Source organism: Pelistega sp. MC2 (assembly GCF_900099475.1).
GTDB lineage: Bacteria > Pseudomonadota > Gammaproteobacteria > Burkholderiales > Burkholderiaceae_B > Taylorella > Taylorella indica.
In genome coordinates this window covers 212,020-227,664 of the sequence record NZ_LT628275.1, presented here as the reverse complement: position 1 = coordinate 227,664, position 15,645 = coordinate 212,020, and the positions used below count along the sequence as shown (strand labels likewise).

Below are 15,645 nucleotides of genomic sequence, written 5' to 3'. Positions count from 1 at the left end.
GCTAAGTGCCTCTCCTAACGGAGGCACTTTATTGATTACGACTTAATCTCTAACGCTCGGCGATAAATGATATCTTTTGGTAATTTGGTTAACTGCATGGCAATTTTGACTGAGTCTTTAACAGATAAAGAGTCCAATAATACTAACAATAATTCATCTAGTTGTTGTTCTTGTTCTGTTTGGTCTGCTTGCTTCTCTTCTGGGGAGACGAGCAATACAAACTCACCTTTTTGATGATTCACGTCTTCATTTAGCCATACGAGTAACTCTTTGCTAGGTAAGGTGATAATTTGCTCAAATCGCTTAGTCAACTCCCGTGCAATCGCAATATTTCTATTCTCCCCAACTACGTCTACTAAGTCCTTAAGACTTTCCTTTATGCGATGTGGGGATTCGAAAAAAATACAAACCTCTTTACTATGCCGCCATTGCTCAAAAAATTGACAACGTGCTTGTTTTTTGGGAGGAATAAATCCCACAAATGTAAAGCCTGGGCGTTCATCACTCGTCAATCCACTTGCCATTAGGGCCGTCACCACTGCAGATGCCCCCGGCACAGGAACAACGTTAAAACCTGCTTGCCTTACCAACAACACCAACTTTCCACCTGGATCGCTAATCGCTGGAGCCCCTGCATCTGAGATAAGTGCTACACGTTTACCACTTGCTAATAACGTAATAATTTCCTCTGCCGCACTCTTTTCGTTATGCTGATGTGCCGCGATCAACGGTTTATTTACACCAAAAAAATTCAGCAATTGCTTAGATGTCCGTGTATCCTCACAAGCAATTACATCACATAATTGCAAGCCATACATGGCTCTAAATGTCATATCAGCCAAATTACCTATTGGTGTTGCTATCACATAAAGAGTATTTTCGGGCCAATACTGACGGCTTAACTCTTCACTCATTTGCTCCCAGATATGATAATTAGTTCCCAGTGCTGTAGACATATCACCTCAAAAAATCAAAAATAATAATGCTCTCTATTATGACCTATTCTCTACAAAAAATGGATATTCGCTTTCAATTAGCAACACCCTCAAAGAAATCAAAATATACTCAAAAAGCTCGTCCAACGACAAAAGATAACACCTTATCCCCTACTCAACAAAAAGGACTTGCCTATGAGGATGATGCCATTGAGTTTTTAACCAATAAAGGGCTTATCCTTCTTTATAAAAATCTTTCCTGCCCATTGGGTGAACTTGATCTGGTGATGCGTGATCAACAAACCCTAGTATTTGTAGAAGTACGATTTCGCCAGACAACTGCTTTTGGAGGAGCTATTTACAGTTTAAGCAAATCAAAATTGAATCGTTTTAAGCGCACAGCTGAGTATTTTTTACCCTTTATTTCTAAGCAACATTTTGCCCATCAACCGGTATATTGTCGTTTCGATGCAATCTGTTTTAATGGAGAAACTAATGAGAAGATTTGGTTAAAAAATATTATCAATAGCTAAAACTTAGCAAATTACACTATTAACTAAACAATTTGAAAGATTTGATGCAATATTTTGATTAATTTTTAATAACTTATTTTGTCTGAAGGTTATACTATCACTTTACACATTTTAAAGATTGTTTTCTTATGGATTTTAGTCATCGTATTTCGCAGCATTTTGAAGAGAACAACAACGCATTAACACTTAGTGCAGAGCAATTAAATGCGCCTTTAGTAACGGCTACACAATGCCTCATTCAAGCACTTGATAAAGGTAATAAAGTGCTCGCTTGTGGTAACGGTGGATCTGCCGCTGATGCACAACATTTTATTGCTGAATTAGTGGGTCGTTTTGAGCGTGAGCGTAAACCATTACCTGGAATTGCACTTAATACAGATACCTCTATCTTGACTGCTGTTGGTAATGACTATGGTTACAATACTGTGTTTTCACGCCAAGTAGAGGCTCTAGGTGTCTCTGGTGATGTACTCGTTGCGATTACGACCAGTGGTAATTCTACAAATGTAATTGAAGCTATTAAAGTTGCTCATGAAAAAGGAATTCGTGTCATCGCTTTGAGCGGAAAAAAAGGTGGTGCACTTAACCAATTGCTCAACCCATCAGATATTCATCTATGTGTTCCTCATGATAGAACCATGAGGATTCAGGAAATCCATATTCTCTTGTTGCATATCCTTTGTGATGGAATTGATTTGCATTTGTTAGGAGACTAAGTTATGTCGATGTTCTTAAAGCCAACTATCATTTCTGCGCTGTTAGCGACTAGTTTATTATCCGGTTGCGTAACTTCCCTTGTTCTTGGTGGTGCTGCTGCTACTGGTGTTGTAGTATCCGATAGACGTTCTGGTGGTCAGCAGCTCACGGATACAACTATTTCTGCTACAGTTGAAAACCGCGCCGGCGGTCAACTTACCGCTGATAGTAGTCGTGTGAATGCCACAACCTTTAATCAACGCGTTCTGATTACAGGTGAAGTAGCTACTGTAGCTGACAAAGATAAAGTGACCCAAATCGCACGAGGGGTGAAGGATGTCAAAGATGTCGTGAATGAATTGATGATTAGCAAGCCTGCTGATTTTAGTACACGCACAAGAGACTCATGGATTACTTCAAAAGTTCGTAGTGAGCTTGTTATTACCAAAGGTATTCCTTCTCGTACTATTTCCATCACGACATCACAAGGTGTTGTTTATCTGATGGGGCAAGTGACTAATACCGAAGGAAATCTTGCAGCCAATGCAGCAGCCGGTATTGACGGTGTCGTAAGAGTCGTCAAGGTATTTGACTATATTACGGATACTGCTCCTAAAGCGGTTAACCATAGCAACACATCAGCAACAACTTCTACACCAAGTAATACGAGTAGTTCAGGAGTTGTCACTACTCCATTGCAATAATTTTTTGAGGATAACAACATGAATAAAATACTTTTAATCATTACAGGCATTGTCATTGCTGTCGCGGCTGCATTTTTTAGTCTAAAACAAGACAGTCAAGCTTCTGTGACTTACACTACTCTTGAAAACCAAACCATTTCTTCTGACTCATTAAAAGGGAAAGTGGTTTTAGTTAAGTTTTGGGCAACCACTTGCGTCACCTGCGTAAAACAAATGCCCGATACTATTGAATACTACAATACTTACAAAGATAAAGGGTATGACACCATTGCTGTAGCTATGAGCTATGACAACCCTAGTGCCATTAACAAATTTAAAGACTCTTACCACTTACCCTTCACTATTGCCTATGACAAATCTGGTGAGCTCGCAAAAGCCTTTGGTGGTATTCGCTTCACACCTGTCGCTTTTTTATTAGATAGACAAGGCAATATTGTTAAGCGCTATATTGGTGAATACGATAAGAAAGAATTTATTCAAACACTAGAACAAACTTTAGCAAAAAGCTAAGGGAGGAAAAATGTCAGAGACCACCGTTACCCCTGCTATCAAAGCTAGCATTATTGCTGAATCACTGCCTTATATTAAGCGATTTCATGGCAAGACCGTTGTCGTCAAATATGGTGGCAATGCGATGACTGAGGAGCGCTTACAAAAAAGTTTTGCACATGACATTGTACTGTTGAAACTGATTGGTCTAAATCCCATTGTTGTTCACGGTGGTGGCCCACAAATTGACACTGCACTTAAGCGTCTTGGTAAAGAAGGTACATTTATCCAAGGAATGCGTGTTACTGATGCCGATACAATGGAAGTGGTAGAGTGGGTACTTGGTGGCCAAGTACAGCAAGACATCGTAATGATGATTAATCAAGCAGGTGGTAAAGCGATTGGCCTAACAGGTAAAGACGGTGGACTCATACAGGCACAAAAAAAATTGATGCCTAATAAAGAAAATCCTGAGCAACCACTTGATATTGGCTATGTTGGCGAAATAACAAGTATTGACCCTGCGGTAATCAAAGCCATTATTGAAGATCAATTTATTCCTGTGATTTCACCTATCGGTTTTAATTATGAAGAAAATGCCGTTTATAACATCAATGCGGACTTAGTCGCAGGTAAAATTGCAGAAGTCCTAATGGCAGAAAAATTATTACTGATGACAAATATTCCCGGTGTATTAGATAAAGAAGGTAACTTATTGCGTCGGCTATCTACTAGCACTATTGATGCTCTTTTTGCTGATGGGACTATTACTGGTGGGATGATGCCTAAAATCGCTTCTGCGCTAGAGGCTGCTCACACAGGCGTAAACTCTGTCCATATTGTTGATGGTCGAGTACCTCATTGCCTATTATTAGAAATCCTCACCAATGAAGGTGTAGGGACAATGATTACGGCATAACTGTGTCTACGCTGATTAAACGTATCTCTTCAAAAAACCATGCTCCCATATCAGACAGGGTATGGCTTTTTGATTTGGATAATACAATACATGATGCATCTCACGCTATTTTTGATCAAATCAACAATAGCATGACAAGAGCTGTCATGAATGCACTTAAGCTTTCTTTTGAACAAGCGACTCAGCTACGCCAACGATATTGGGAAAAATATGGTGCAACCATGATTGGCATGCATAAACACCATGGAGTAAATGCATTAAAGTTCCTACATGCTAGTCATCACTTTGATGTTGCCAAATACGTAAAACATCAACCTCGCTTACGTTACTTATTAAATAATACACCTGGCAAAAAATACGTTGTCACTAATGCTCCTTACGACTATGCACTTACCGTACTAGAAACGCTTGGAGTAAAAGAATGCTTTGAAGGCATTTGTGCCATTGACCACATGTGTATACATGGACACTATCGTCCAAAACCTTCGATGAAACTTATGCGGGGTTTATTAAAAGAGCTCAATTGTCCTGCCAAAAATATTGTTCTAGTTGAAGATACATTAAAAAACCTTAAGGTGGCTAAACAATTAGGGATGCAATGTGCCCATATTTTCAATATAGGCACCCCCTTTAGCGCAATTTATGATGGCAGACCGAGTTATGTAGATATCAAAAAGCATTCCATCCAAGCCTTATTATTAAGTGATTTTGCTCGTTATCCCTCATCTTGCTAAGTCTTATTTCTTAGATAACAACTCTTCAATGGCTGAGGCAGAGCCATAACCATTCATACGCTCACCATTTGCCATTAGTACCATTGGTGTGCCACGAATCTGCAACTTACGCGCCAAGGCTAGAATCTCGTTAGTTGGCTCTTCACAGTTCTCTGCGTCTGTTGGCGTTTTATGCTCTTTCATCCAAGCTGACCATGCCGCATTTCGATCTTTAGCACACCAAATATTTGTCGTTTTTTTCACCGAATCCTTACCGAGAATAGGAATTAGAAATGTATAAACAGTCACATTATCAAGCTTATCTATTTCTGAATAAAGACGCTTACAATAACCACAATTGGGGTCTTCAAATGTCGCCAGAACTCGTTCACCATTACCATGCACTCTCTTCAATGCCTTATCCAAGGGTAAACTATTGAAGTCAATAGCTGTCAATTTTTTCATACGAGCTTCAGTGACATCCTCAAGCGTTTTCGTATCAATCAAACTACCCGCAATGACAAAAGAACCTTTTTCATCGGTATATAAGATCGTATCTTGGGTAACAACCTCATAAAGACCACCATAGTTAGTTTTTTCAATGCTTTCTACTTTTAAATCAAAAGCCTTTTCTAAATTAGCCTTAATCTCATTGGTATCTGCAAATGCATTCACAGCATACAAAGCACTTACTAAGGTCATTAATTTTAAAATTTTCATCTCTTTTCCTTCTTTATAGATGTCCGTTATATTGAATACTTACAGCCCCGAAGCTTTCCGTACCAAAAATTCTTTGATAAAAGGCAAATTATCTATCGCATCTAACCCTACATTACGAATAAATTGCAGAGGGAGCTCCTGACGTGTAAACAATTGCTGTAAACCATCTGTTATCCAACGCATATGCGCTAATGGCTCACTACGTTCACGTTGATAGCGTTGCAACACTCTACTATCGCCAAACTCTCTATAAGGTTCTTTTTCTTTTAAAATACGACTCAGTGACTCAACATCACCTAAACCTAGATTTAAGCCTTGACCAGCCAACGGATGGACTCGATGTGCCGCATCCCCGATTAAGGCAACGCCATGACTAACCAAACCACTTTTTTCTAAACTTAAATCAAATCCATACATGGGACTACGCAATGTCAATTGCCCTAATGTATCTTGACTAAGATGACCTACTCGTTTTCTAAGCACATCAGCAAGATTGTCAACTGTCAAATTCAATAGTTCATTTGCTGTTGTACTATCCGTTGACCATACCATGGAAATCTGATGCCCATCTTTCGTATCAGGTAAAGGTAAAAAAGCCAATACCCCTTCATTAGTAAACCATTGATAAGCGGTATTCTGATGAGGTTTTTCAACGGTAAATTGTGCTACCAACCCTTTGGCATGATAAGACTTAACTTTATGCCATATACCAGCTTGTTGGCGGATCACTGAATTCATACCTTCAGCAGAAATCACTAAATTAGCACTCAACACCTGCCCTTTTTCTGTTGTCACATCAATAGCAAGTTTATTATCCGGACTCCTTTTATACTGCAATTGTTTGGCTTTATCATCAATCCATTCTAGTCCATGAAAATTCACTGCCTGCTGTAAAGCATACTCAAGTTCTCCTGACTCAACTATCCACGCTAATTGATCCGATGTACTTGTATTAGCTGATAACGTCATTAACCCTGAAGCATCTCCTTGAATCTGCATATGCTCCACAGCGACTAGCCTTTCTGTCGGCAACACCCTCCAGACACCTAGCTTTTGCAAGAACTGCTGACTAGCTAAAGAAATAGCGTAGATACGTGGATGATACTGTTCGCCCAAATTGGCTTTCGCTTTTATATTTGGTGCAAGCATTTTGACAGGAAGTCCTTGCTTTAATAATGACAAGGCCATGCTTAATCCAACTATCCCAGCTCCACTCACCAGAATTTGACTATTGTTACTCATCGTGCGCTAGGCTCCCCTGCTTCTCTAGGCCATAAAACCCACATGTAACCTGCCTGCTTCATACGCCCTGCTGACTCTCCTGCCGCATCACCACTGCCCCAGTAAAAGTCTGCACGAGCAGCACCTTTGATTGCCGCACCCGTATCTTGTGCATAAACTAAACGACGTAAAGGGACATTACTACCTGGTTGTGTTGTCGCTAAAAAAACTGGTGTTCCCAAAGGCACATAACTCGGATCAACTGCAATAGATCTTTCCCCTATTAATGGTATACCGTATGCCCCTTTAGGACCAACAATATCATCATTGAGTTTTTCTTCTTTAAAAAATACCATCGCTTTATTCGCATTAAGCATTTCATTGACACGATCAGGGTGACTTTGTGCCCATGCTTTAATGTTTGGCATAGAGGCTTGCTCTAATGTTAGTTGCCCTTGGTCTACTAACCACCGTCCAATAGACGTATAGGGCTGTCCATTATGATCGGCATACGCTAGCCTTAGCATAGAACCGTTTTCTAATTGTACCTTTCCTGACCCTTGTACTTGCAAAAAGAAAGCTTCTACAGGATCAGCCAACCATACAATCACTGGAGGCTGCTTACTTGACGACATAATCTCGGCTCGTGTTTCATAAGGAACTACTTTATTCCCTACTAACTTCCCTCTCACTCGTTTACCAGCTAATTCTGGATAAAGCTTACCCAAATCAATCGTTAATAAATCTGACGGCGGAGCATACATAGGCCATTGATACACCCCTTCTTGACGCCTAGAACCTTTAACAATAGGTTCATAATAGCCAGTAACCAAGCCTTGTGTCCCCTTTTCACCAGAAACAGCCCAAGGTTGAAGATTTTGTTCGATAAAGTTTTTGGCTGTCGCTGGATCTACATTATTGCCCATTTGAGCCACTTGCGCACAAATAGGATACCATGCTTGGGGGGTCGCTCTGGCAGGAATAGTTAATGACCCTGAGATTGGACGCATCAAACCACGGCAGTTATTGACCAAGCCTAACCATATATTTTCACCATTATCCTCATTCCAACCAGGCAAATTGCTCCAGTTAGACAGTTGATAACTTGCTTTTAACTCTCTAGGCTTGGTATTTTTAAATACCGAAGCATCAGGCACTACTAATGGCGCATGGATATCAAACGCTTCTTCAGAAGCTTGTGTTGAATAAGGAGCATCCGTGGAAGAACAACCTGCTAGCAAAAGTCCTAACAGAGAAAGTTTAATTATTTTTTTCATACAACTACCTCTTTGGCATCAGGTATATCCAATGCACAATTTGTTTTTAAGCATAACCCTTATGGATTAAAGTTATATAATACTTCATTATTCCTATTATGTTCTCAATCTCCGTTTTCATTACAAATCATGACAAACTCCATGACTGCTCGTATTGCTCCAAGTATCTTATCGGCTGATTTTGCTAAATTAGGGCAAGAAGTTGCCGATGTTATTCATGCTGGCGCCGACTGGATTCACTTCGATGTGATGGATAATCACTACGTCCCTAACCTAACCATAGGACCTATGGTATGTCAAGCGATTAGACCTTATACTACAGCACCTATTGATGTGCACTTAATGGTTGAGCCTGTCGATAGCCTGATTCCAATGTTTGCCAAGGCTGGAGCAAATTATATTACGTTCCATCCTGAAGCCTCTAAACATATTGATCGTAGCCTATCACTTATTCGTGATAATGGCTGTAAAGCAGGTTTAGTACTAAATCCTGGTACACCACTACAGTGTTTAGATTTTGTCATGGATAAATTAGATATGATTTTATTGATGTCGGTCAATCCGGGGTTTGGTGGTCAATCTTTTATTCCTAGCACGTTAGAAAAAATCAAACAAGTACGAGCACGCATTGATGCCTATCGTAATAATGGTGGACAAGAAATTCTTTTGGAAGTAGATGGTGGTATTAAAGTTGATAATATCGCTAAAGTATATGCTGCTGGTGCGGATACTTTCGTTGCCGGCTCTGCCATTTTTGGTCAGAAAAATTATGCTGAAGTTATTCAACAAATGCGCTCAGAAATCGCTAAGGTGGAAAAATAATGACCTACAAAGCTGTTTTCTTCGATTTAGATGGCACACTCGTAGACAGCGTACCTGATTTAGCACGAGCTACCAATGCTATGCTAGCTGAATTGGACTTGCCTCAGCGATCTATGGAAGCACTTACTAGTTATGTTGGCAAAGGTTCCGATATGCTCATTAAGCGTGCGCTAGCAGGTGATATTCAACCCAATGAACCTGACCCTATACTGTTTGAGCAAGCTAAACATTTATTCAAAAAATACTACCATCTCTATAATGGGCAGCAGTCAATAGTCTACTCAGGTGTTTTTGAAGGGCTCACCAGACTTAAAGAGATGGGGTTATCACTTGCTGTTGTGACCAATAAACCACAAGAGTTTACCCTAATACTTTTGGAACAAACAAAGCTACAACCATTTTTTAAGGTAATAACAAGTGGCGATACCTGTTCGCGCAAAAAACCCTATCCAGACCAACTACTCTATACCTGCAAACAATTAGCACTGTCTCCTCACGAAGTAGTCTTTGTGGGCGACTCGATTAATGATGCACAAGCCGCTGATGCCGCCAATATGGATTTTTTAGTACTTCCTTATGGGTATAATGAAGGTAACTCTGTACAAACACTAAAAGTTAATGCTATAGTACAGGATATTAATCAGGTCGCTGATTGGATTAATCAGCGAGTATCGACTTAATTTAACAAGATTTTTTTCATGCAATACTCGGTAAACATTATCACTACAGTTTCTGGCTCTTATTGGCGTTGGTGGTACTCCTTTGCCGGGATGATTGCACGCTAAAAAAACGTAAGATCCAGATTAAAGTACACAGCACGTTTTAACAGCAAATTTTTCAAAAACCCGGCCAAATTTGAGTCGGGTTTTTTCATACCTATCGATTATTTGGCCAACTGAACAAGAGATTGAGTAAATGATGACTGAAATAGAATTTAAAGCACTTGCCGCACAAGGATATAACCGTATCCCTCTTATTAAAGAAACCTATGCAGACCTTGATACTACATTAGGTATTTACCTAAAACTCGCTCACTCTGGTAAAGAATCAGGCAAAATGAGCTGCTTATTGGAGTCCGTTGTTGGTGGAGAACGTTTTGGCCGCTACTCTTTTATTGGTTTACCTGCTAAAACCGTTATTAAATGTGAAGGTGAACATACCGAAGTCATCACTAACAATAAAGTTGTCGAAACATACGAAGGCGATCCTCTTACATTCATCCAAGCCTTCCAGAAACGTTTTAAAGTCGCCTTACGTCCTGGCATTCCTCGCTTTGCAGGTGGATTAGCAGGTTATTTTGGCTATGATACCGTCCGCCATATTGAGAAAAAATTAGGCCCTGCGGTTAAACCTTTTCCACAAGGTCAAGAGGGATTACCAGATATTCTACTTATGCAAGTAGATGAAATGGTCATTGTCGATAACGTTATTGGACGGACTTATCTTGTTATTTACGCTGACCCTACTGAAGATGAAGCTTACACAAAAGCGCAAAAACGTCTATTAAAACTTCGTGCCTTATTACGTAAACCTGTTGATATTCCCTATAGCCTCCCTAGTCTAGTAACTGAAGAAATCCGTACCTTCAAAAAAGCTGATTTTATAGAGGCTGTCAAAAAGGCCAAAGAACACATTGCCGCTGGCGATTTAATGCAAGTTCAAGTTGGACAAGTCATTGCCAAACCATTCCGTGATTCCCCCCTGTCACTCTACCGTTCTCTACGATCTCTCAACCCTTCCCCTTATATGTACTACTGGAATTTTGGCGACTTTCATGTCGTTGGTGCATCGCCAGAAATCCTAGTCCGTCAAGAGCTATTTGCGGATGATCATGGGGCAGAAGAATCCCGTATTACTATTCGCCCATTGGCAGGTACTCGTAAACGAGGTGATAATCCTATAGAGGATGCAGCTCTTGCTCAAGAATTAAAAAATGACCCCAAAGAAATTGCCGAACACCTCATGCTAATTGATTTAGCTCGTAATGACATCGGTCGTGTCGCACAGATTGGCTCTGTAAAAGTTACCGATCAAATGACTATCGAGCGCTACTCTCATGTCATGCACTTAGTATCAAATGTACAAGGCACATTAAATAAAAATATGGATGCGATTGACGTCTTAAGAGCAACATTCCCTGCTGGTACGCTGACTGGTGCCCCAAAAGTCAAAGCAATGGAAATTATCGACCAATTAGAGCCTGTTCGACGCGGGATTTATGGTGGTGCAGCAGGCTATTTAAGCTATAACGGCTCTATGGATGTGGCAATTGCTATTCGTACTGGTGTCATTAAAAATGGTATGTTGTTTGTACAAGCCGCTGCCGGTGTGGTTGCAGACTCAGATCCAGAAAAAGAATGGTTAGAAACAGAACATAAAGCACGTGCCGTACTACGTGCCGCTGAACAAGTGCAATACGGTCTTGACCAACCTATTTAAAGGACTACTACCATGTTATTAATGCTAGATAATTACGATTCTTTTACTTATAACATCGTGCAATATTTTGGTGAACTTGGTCAAGAAGTGAAAGTACTTCGTAACGATCAAACATCGATTGAAGAAATTGAAGCCTTAAATCCGGATTATATTTGTATTTCACCCGGTCCTTGTGATCCAGCACAAGCTGGAATCTCTCTCGATGTGATTAAGCACTTTGCAGGCAAAAAACCTATTTTAGGCATTTGCTTAGGACATCAAGCAATTGGTGAAGCCTTTGGTGGAAAAATTGTGCGTGCGAAAACAATTATGCACGGTAAAGCCAGTAAAATCACCCATACTAATACAGATATTTTTAAAGATATCCCTTCTCCTTACACTGTCATTCGCTATCATTCACTTGCCATTGATAGAAACTCAATTCCTGCTTGTTTAAAAATTACGGCTGAAACAGACGACGGTGAAATCATGGGAATTGCCCATACTACTCTTCCTATCTATGGCGTACAATTTCACCCAGAATCTATTCTTAGTGAATATGGCCATAAACTTCTACAAAATTTTTTGAATTTAAAGGATTAATATGACGATTTCATACCAAGAAGCTCTTACACGTTGTATTGAACATCGTGAAATTTTCCAAGAAGAAATGGTTGATTTAATGCGTGGTCTCATGCGTGGTGAAATGCCAGAACCTATCGCAGCCGCCTTACTCATGGGATTACGAGTCAAAAAAGAGACCGTTGATGAAATTACTGCGGCTGCCTCTGTAATGCGAGAATTCGCAACTCCTGTCAAATTAGATAATGCCGACGAAGCTTTAGATATGTGCGGTACAGGTGGTGACGGTAGTCATACGTTCAATATCTCTACATGTGCTATGTTCGTTGCTGCGGCAGCTGGTGTTCCTGTAGCCAAACACGGTAATCGTAGTGCATCCTCTTCAAGCGGCAGCGCTGATGTCTTAGAGGCATTAGGTGCAAATATCGATATAAAAGACCCTGCCCAGATTAAAGAATGTCTTGAAGCAACAAATATCGGTTTTATGTTTGCACCTTACCATCACAGCAGTATGAAAAATATCGCTGGTATCCGCAAAATGTTAGGTGTACGAACAATCTTCAATATTCTAGGTCCATTAACAAATCCCGCTGGTGCAAAAAACCAATTAATGGGGGTTTTTCACCCTGATTTAGTTGGGATTCAAGTCCGTGTATTGCAGCAATTAGGCTCTAAGCACGTATTAATTATTCACGGTATGGACGGTTTAGACGAGGCATCCTTAGGCGCCAAAACACGCATTGGAGAGTTAAAAGATGGTAAAGTAAAAGAGTACGATATTCATCCAGAAGATTTTGGTTTATCTATGTTCTCCACTAATCATTTTAAAGTACGAGATAAGGAAGAATCCCGTGATGTAATTCGTGGGGTGTTAAATAATAACCCTGGCCCTGCACGTGATATTGTCACTTTTAATGCTGGTATTGCTATTTATACAGGCAACAAAGCAGATAGCATTGCACAAGGGATAAAAATCGCTGATGAACTCATTAGCAATGGAGCCGCACTCAACAAACTACATCAATTTTGTGACTACACAAGGAAATTTTCAACATGAGTGATATTCTAGAAAAAATTCTGACCACAAAAAAAGAAGAGATTGCCGTCTTGAAACAGATGCGTAGCGAAATTGATTTACTTGCTGAAGCAAATGCTCGTAACGATGTTAGAGGATTTGCTAATGCATTAATCAGTACTATTCATCGTAAAGAAAATGCAGTTATTGCTGAAATCAAAAAAGCCTCACCATCAAAAGGGGTCATTCGCGAAGATTTCAATCCTATTGAGATTGCTACCACCTACGCCAACAACGGTGCTACTTGCCTATCTGTGTTAACGGATCGTACCTATTTTCAAGGTTCACCAGATTATTTACGTCAAGCAAGAGCCTCTTGTTCTCTACCAGTCTTGCGTAAAGACTTTATTATTGATCCTTACCAAATCATTAACTCTCGTGCCTTGGGTGCAGATTGTATTTTATTAATTGTGAGCGCCTTATCAGATGCCCAACTAAACGAATTGGAAGCAGCTACGCTAGAATTGGGCATGGATGCCTTAATTGAGGTACATGACCATACCGAGTTAGAGCGTGCATTGAATTTAAAAAGCCCTCTCATTGGCATTAACAATCGTAATCTACGTAACTTTGAAGTTAGCCTAGACAATACGATAAAGTTATTAAATGATATCCCTACCGATAGAGTCGTCATCACTGAAAGTGGTATCCATACCCATGATGATATAACACTAATGAACGAACATAATGTGTATGGTTTTTTAGTAGGCGAATCACTAATGCGTCAAGAGGATCCTGGCAAAGGTCTAGCCTTACTTCTAGGTAAATCATAGACACACATAGTTAACTTTTTCTGATTCTAAACAGGTTAGAAGTTTAGACTGTCGATAAAGTTAATAAAAAGAAGGGTGGTTAATAATTTGAGTCTAAACAAATTAGGCTCAAATTATTTAAACAATTAACAGTACAAATATTAATTTATATTTAAAGTTTTAACTATTACGCACCACCCCATTTTACTGCCTCTGTTTTTTTATTCCATTATGACAATCTCTTGTATTCTATGCCAAGAAACTGGTGGCACAATCATTTACCAAAACGAGTTTATTCGCATTATCAATGCGAATGAACAACATTACCCAGGCTTTACACGAGTAATTCTTAATCAGCATATTGCTGAAGTGACTGATTTAAATGATGAAAATAGAGAAAAGCTGATGAATTATGTTTACTTAGTTGAAACAGTGCAACGAGAGGTATTAAAACCCCATAAAATCAATCTTGCTCAATTTGGCACCATGGTACCTCACTTACACTGGCATATCATCCCTCGCTTTGAATGGGATTTACATTTTCCTAATTCGTTTTGGGGAACCGTTACTAAGGATGGAAACAATCCAACTTACCAACAATTTTTGCAACAGCAAGTTCAACTTCTTGACACTTATCACAACACCCTAAAAAAATACGCACAACAATTGCTATTTGTCTAGTATGACAGAATAGTTTTGTCCAATAGGACATTACGTCCGCTCCCTTTAGCATGAAATCTTTCTCACTAAACCTAGTAGGATTTCATCATGACCTCTCGAAAAAAACCGNACATACTCTAGTCCGGGAGTTAAAAATGCCGTTCCAAGGTTGAGCCCTGGGATTTCACATCTTTCTTTCCGAACCGCCTGCGCACGCTTTACGCCCAGTAATTCCGATTAACGCTTGCACCCTACGTATTACCGCGGCTGCTGGCACGTAGTTAGCCGGTGCTTATTCTTCAGGTACCGTCAGCGTCCAAGGGTATTAACCTCGAACTTTTCTTCCCTGACAAAAGTGCTTTACAACCCGAAGGCCTTCATCGCACACGCGGGATGGCTGGATCAGGGTTGCCCCCATTGTCCAAAATTCCCCACTGCTGCCTCCCGTAGGAGTCTGGGCCGTGTCTCAGTCCCAGTGTGGCTGGTCGTCCTCTCAAACCAGCTACGGATCGTCGCCTTGGTGAGCCGTTACCTCACCAACTAGCTAATCCGATATCGGCCGCTCCAATAGTGAGAGGTCTTGCGATCCCCCCCTTTCCCCCCGTAGGGCGTATGCGGTATTAGCTACGCTTTCGCGTAGTTATCCCCCGCTACTGGGCACGTTCCGATACATTACTCACCCGTTCGCCACTCGCCATCCAGAGAGCAAGCTCTCTGATGCTGCCGTTCGACTTGCATGTGTAAGGCATCCCGCTAGCGTTCAATCTGAGCCAGGATCAAACTCTTCAGTTCAATTCCTGTTTAATTGTAGTATCCGTAGATACTATCGCTGCTTATACTCAAAGAAATAACGTTTGTAAAAAAACCTTATTTCTGTATGTAGTGTAAGCACTTAAAATAATGTATTAGCTCATCCCGTGATAGGATGGCTCTCTCATTCCAAGCGCCCACACTTATCGGCTGTTAGTTGTTAAAGAACATCGCAAACTTACCACTGTAAATTTGCCTGACTGTCTCGACAATCTTGTTTTACTTAATCGTCGTTGCCGTCAGCAGCAAAGAATGTAATTATGAACTACTTCACTACATCCTGTCAAGCACTTTTTAAAAATAATTTCTAATTTATTTT

General features: G+C 40.2%; 17 protein-coding genes and 1 other annotated feature. Of the genes, 13 read left to right on the top strand and 4 right to left on the bottom strand.

What is annotated here, in order from left to right; genetic code table 11:
* Nucleotides 1-35: 35 nt before the first annotated feature.
* Nucleotides 36-956, bottom strand: a complete 921-nt coding sequence (gene rsmI / locus BQ4443_RS06615; protein WP_071058428.1) for a 16S rRNA (cytidine(1402)-2'-O)-methyltransferase — start codon at nucleotides 954-956, stop codon at nucleotides 36-38.
* 38 nt (nucleotides 957-994) lie between these two features.
* Between rsmI and BQ4443_RS06610 the strand changes: the two genes are divergently transcribed.
* From BQ4443_RS06610 to BQ4443_RS06585, 6 genes are all read left to right on the top strand, one after another.
* Nucleotides 995-1,468 carry a YraN family protein gene (locus BQ4443_RS06610; protein ID WP_052019365.1) on the top strand — a complete coding sequence of 158 codons (474 nt, stop codon included), beginning with the start codon at nucleotides 995-997 and terminating at the stop codon, nucleotides 1,466-1,468.
* 128 nt (nucleotides 1,469-1,596) lie between these two features.
* On the top strand, nucleotides 1,597-2,184 hold the full coding sequence (locus tag BQ4443_RS06605) for a phosphoheptose isomerase (protein WP_023951706.1): 588 nt from the start codon (nucleotides 1,597-1,599) through the stop codon (nucleotides 2,182-2,184).
* A gap of 3 nt (nucleotides 2,185-2,187) precedes the next feature.
* Complete coding sequence (locus BQ4443_RS06600) at nucleotides 2,188-2,868, top strand: BON domain-containing protein (protein WP_143000572.1); 681 nt, start codon at nucleotides 2,188-2,190, stop codon at nucleotides 2,866-2,868.
* An 18-nt stretch (nucleotides 2,869-2,886) separates the two neighbouring features.
* Nucleotides 2,887-3,378: a TlpA disulfide reductase family protein gene (locus BQ4443_RS06595; RefSeq protein ID WP_071058427.1), complete on the top strand. Its 492-nt coding sequence runs from the start codon at nucleotides 2,887-2,889 to the stop codon at nucleotides 3,376-3,378.
* A gap of 10 nt (nucleotides 3,379-3,388) precedes the next feature.
* Nucleotides 3,389-4,276, top strand: a complete 888-nt coding sequence (argB, locus tag BQ4443_RS06590) for an acetylglutamate kinase (RefSeq protein ID WP_023951700.1) — start codon at nucleotides 3,389-3,391, stop codon at nucleotides 4,274-4,276.
* Between the two features lie 2 nt (nucleotides 4,277-4,278).
* Nucleotides 4,279-5,010 (top strand): pyrimidine 5'-nucleotidase, encoded by a 732-nt coding sequence (locus BQ4443_RS06585; protein WP_256330927.1) that lies wholly within the window; start codon nucleotides 4,279-4,281, stop codon nucleotides 5,008-5,010.
* A 3-nt stretch (nucleotides 5,011-5,013) separates the two neighbouring features.
* On the opposite strand, the gene BQ4443_RS06580 is transcribed toward BQ4443_RS06585, so the two are convergent.
* Genes BQ4443_RS06580 through BQ4443_RS06570 form a run of 3 tightly spaced genes read right to left on the bottom strand, consistent with a single transcriptional unit; the run spans nucleotide 5,014 to nucleotide 8,207 of the window.
* Nucleotides 5,014-5,709, bottom strand: coding sequence for a DsbC family protein (locus tag BQ4443_RS06580; RefSeq protein ID WP_071058425.1), 696 nt, complete (start codon nucleotides 5,707-5,709; stop codon nucleotides 5,014-5,016).
* A gap of 39 nt (nucleotides 5,710-5,748) precedes the next feature.
* Nucleotides 5,749-6,951 carry an FAD-dependent monooxygenase gene (locus tag BQ4443_RS06575; RefSeq protein ID WP_071058424.1) on the bottom strand — a complete coding sequence of 401 codons (1,203 nt, stop codon included), beginning with the start codon at nucleotides 6,949-6,951 and terminating at the stop codon, nucleotides 5,749-5,751.
* Nucleotides 6,948-8,207 (bottom strand): murein transglycosylase A, encoded by a 1,260-nt coding sequence (locus tag BQ4443_RS06570; RefSeq protein WP_071058423.1) that lies wholly within the window; start codon nucleotides 8,205-8,207, stop codon nucleotides 6,948-6,950. The genes BQ4443_RS06575 and BQ4443_RS06570 overlap by 4 nt, the downstream gene beginning before the upstream one ends.
* Before the next feature lie 129 nt (nucleotides 8,208-8,336).
* On the opposite strand from BQ4443_RS06570, the gene rpe reads away from it, so the two are divergent.
* From rpe to BQ4443_RS06535, 7 genes are all read left to right on the top strand, one after another.
* Nucleotides 8,337-9,029 carry a ribulose-phosphate 3-epimerase gene (gene rpe / locus BQ4443_RS06565; RefSeq protein ID WP_036694552.1) on the top strand — a complete coding sequence of 231 codons (693 nt, stop codon included), beginning with the start codon at nucleotides 8,337-8,339 and terminating at the stop codon, nucleotides 9,027-9,029.
* Entirely contained in the window at nucleotides 9,029-9,709 is a 681-nt protein-coding gene (locus tag BQ4443_RS06560) for a phosphoglycolate phosphatase (protein ID WP_023951693.1), read from the top strand. The genes rpe and BQ4443_RS06560 overlap by 1 nt, the downstream gene beginning before the upstream one ends.
* 238 nt (nucleotides 9,710-9,947) lie before the next feature.
* Entirely contained in the window at nucleotides 9,948-11,468 is a 1,521-nt protein-coding gene (trpE, locus tag BQ4443_RS06555) for an anthranilate synthase component I (protein ID WP_031274696.1), read from the top strand.
* Between the two features lie 12 nt (nucleotides 11,469-11,480).
* The gene (locus BQ4443_RS06550) at nucleotides 11,481-12,050 is read left to right on the top strand and encodes an anthranilate synthase component II (protein ID WP_023951688.1); all 570 of its coding nucleotides are present in this window, start codon (nucleotides 11,481-11,483) and stop codon (nucleotides 12,048-12,050) included.
* Nucleotide 12,051: 1 nt separating this feature from the next.
* Nucleotides 12,052-13,086 carry an anthranilate phosphoribosyltransferase gene (trpD, locus tag BQ4443_RS06545; protein ID WP_023951686.1) on the top strand — a complete coding sequence of 345 codons (1,035 nt, stop codon included), beginning with the start codon at nucleotides 12,052-12,054 and terminating at the stop codon, nucleotides 13,084-13,086.
* A complete protein-coding gene (trpC, locus tag BQ4443_RS06540; protein WP_023951684.1) occupies nucleotides 13,083-13,877 on the top strand; it encodes an indole-3-glycerol phosphate synthase TrpC in 795 nt (264 codons plus the stop codon). Before trpD ends, trpC begins: the two co-directional genes overlap by 4 nt.
* 210 nt (nucleotides 13,878-14,087) lie before the next feature.
* On the top strand, nucleotides 14,088-14,537 hold the full coding sequence (locus tag BQ4443_RS06535; RefSeq protein ID WP_023951682.1) for an HIT family protein: 450 nt from the start codon (nucleotides 14,088-14,090) through the stop codon (nucleotides 14,535-14,537).
* Between the two features lie 3 nt (nucleotides 14,538-14,540).
* Nucleotides 14,541-15,300 (bottom strand) — a sequence feature (16S ribosomal RNA rRNA prediction is too short).
* Nucleotides 15,301-15,645: the final 345 nt, after the last annotated feature.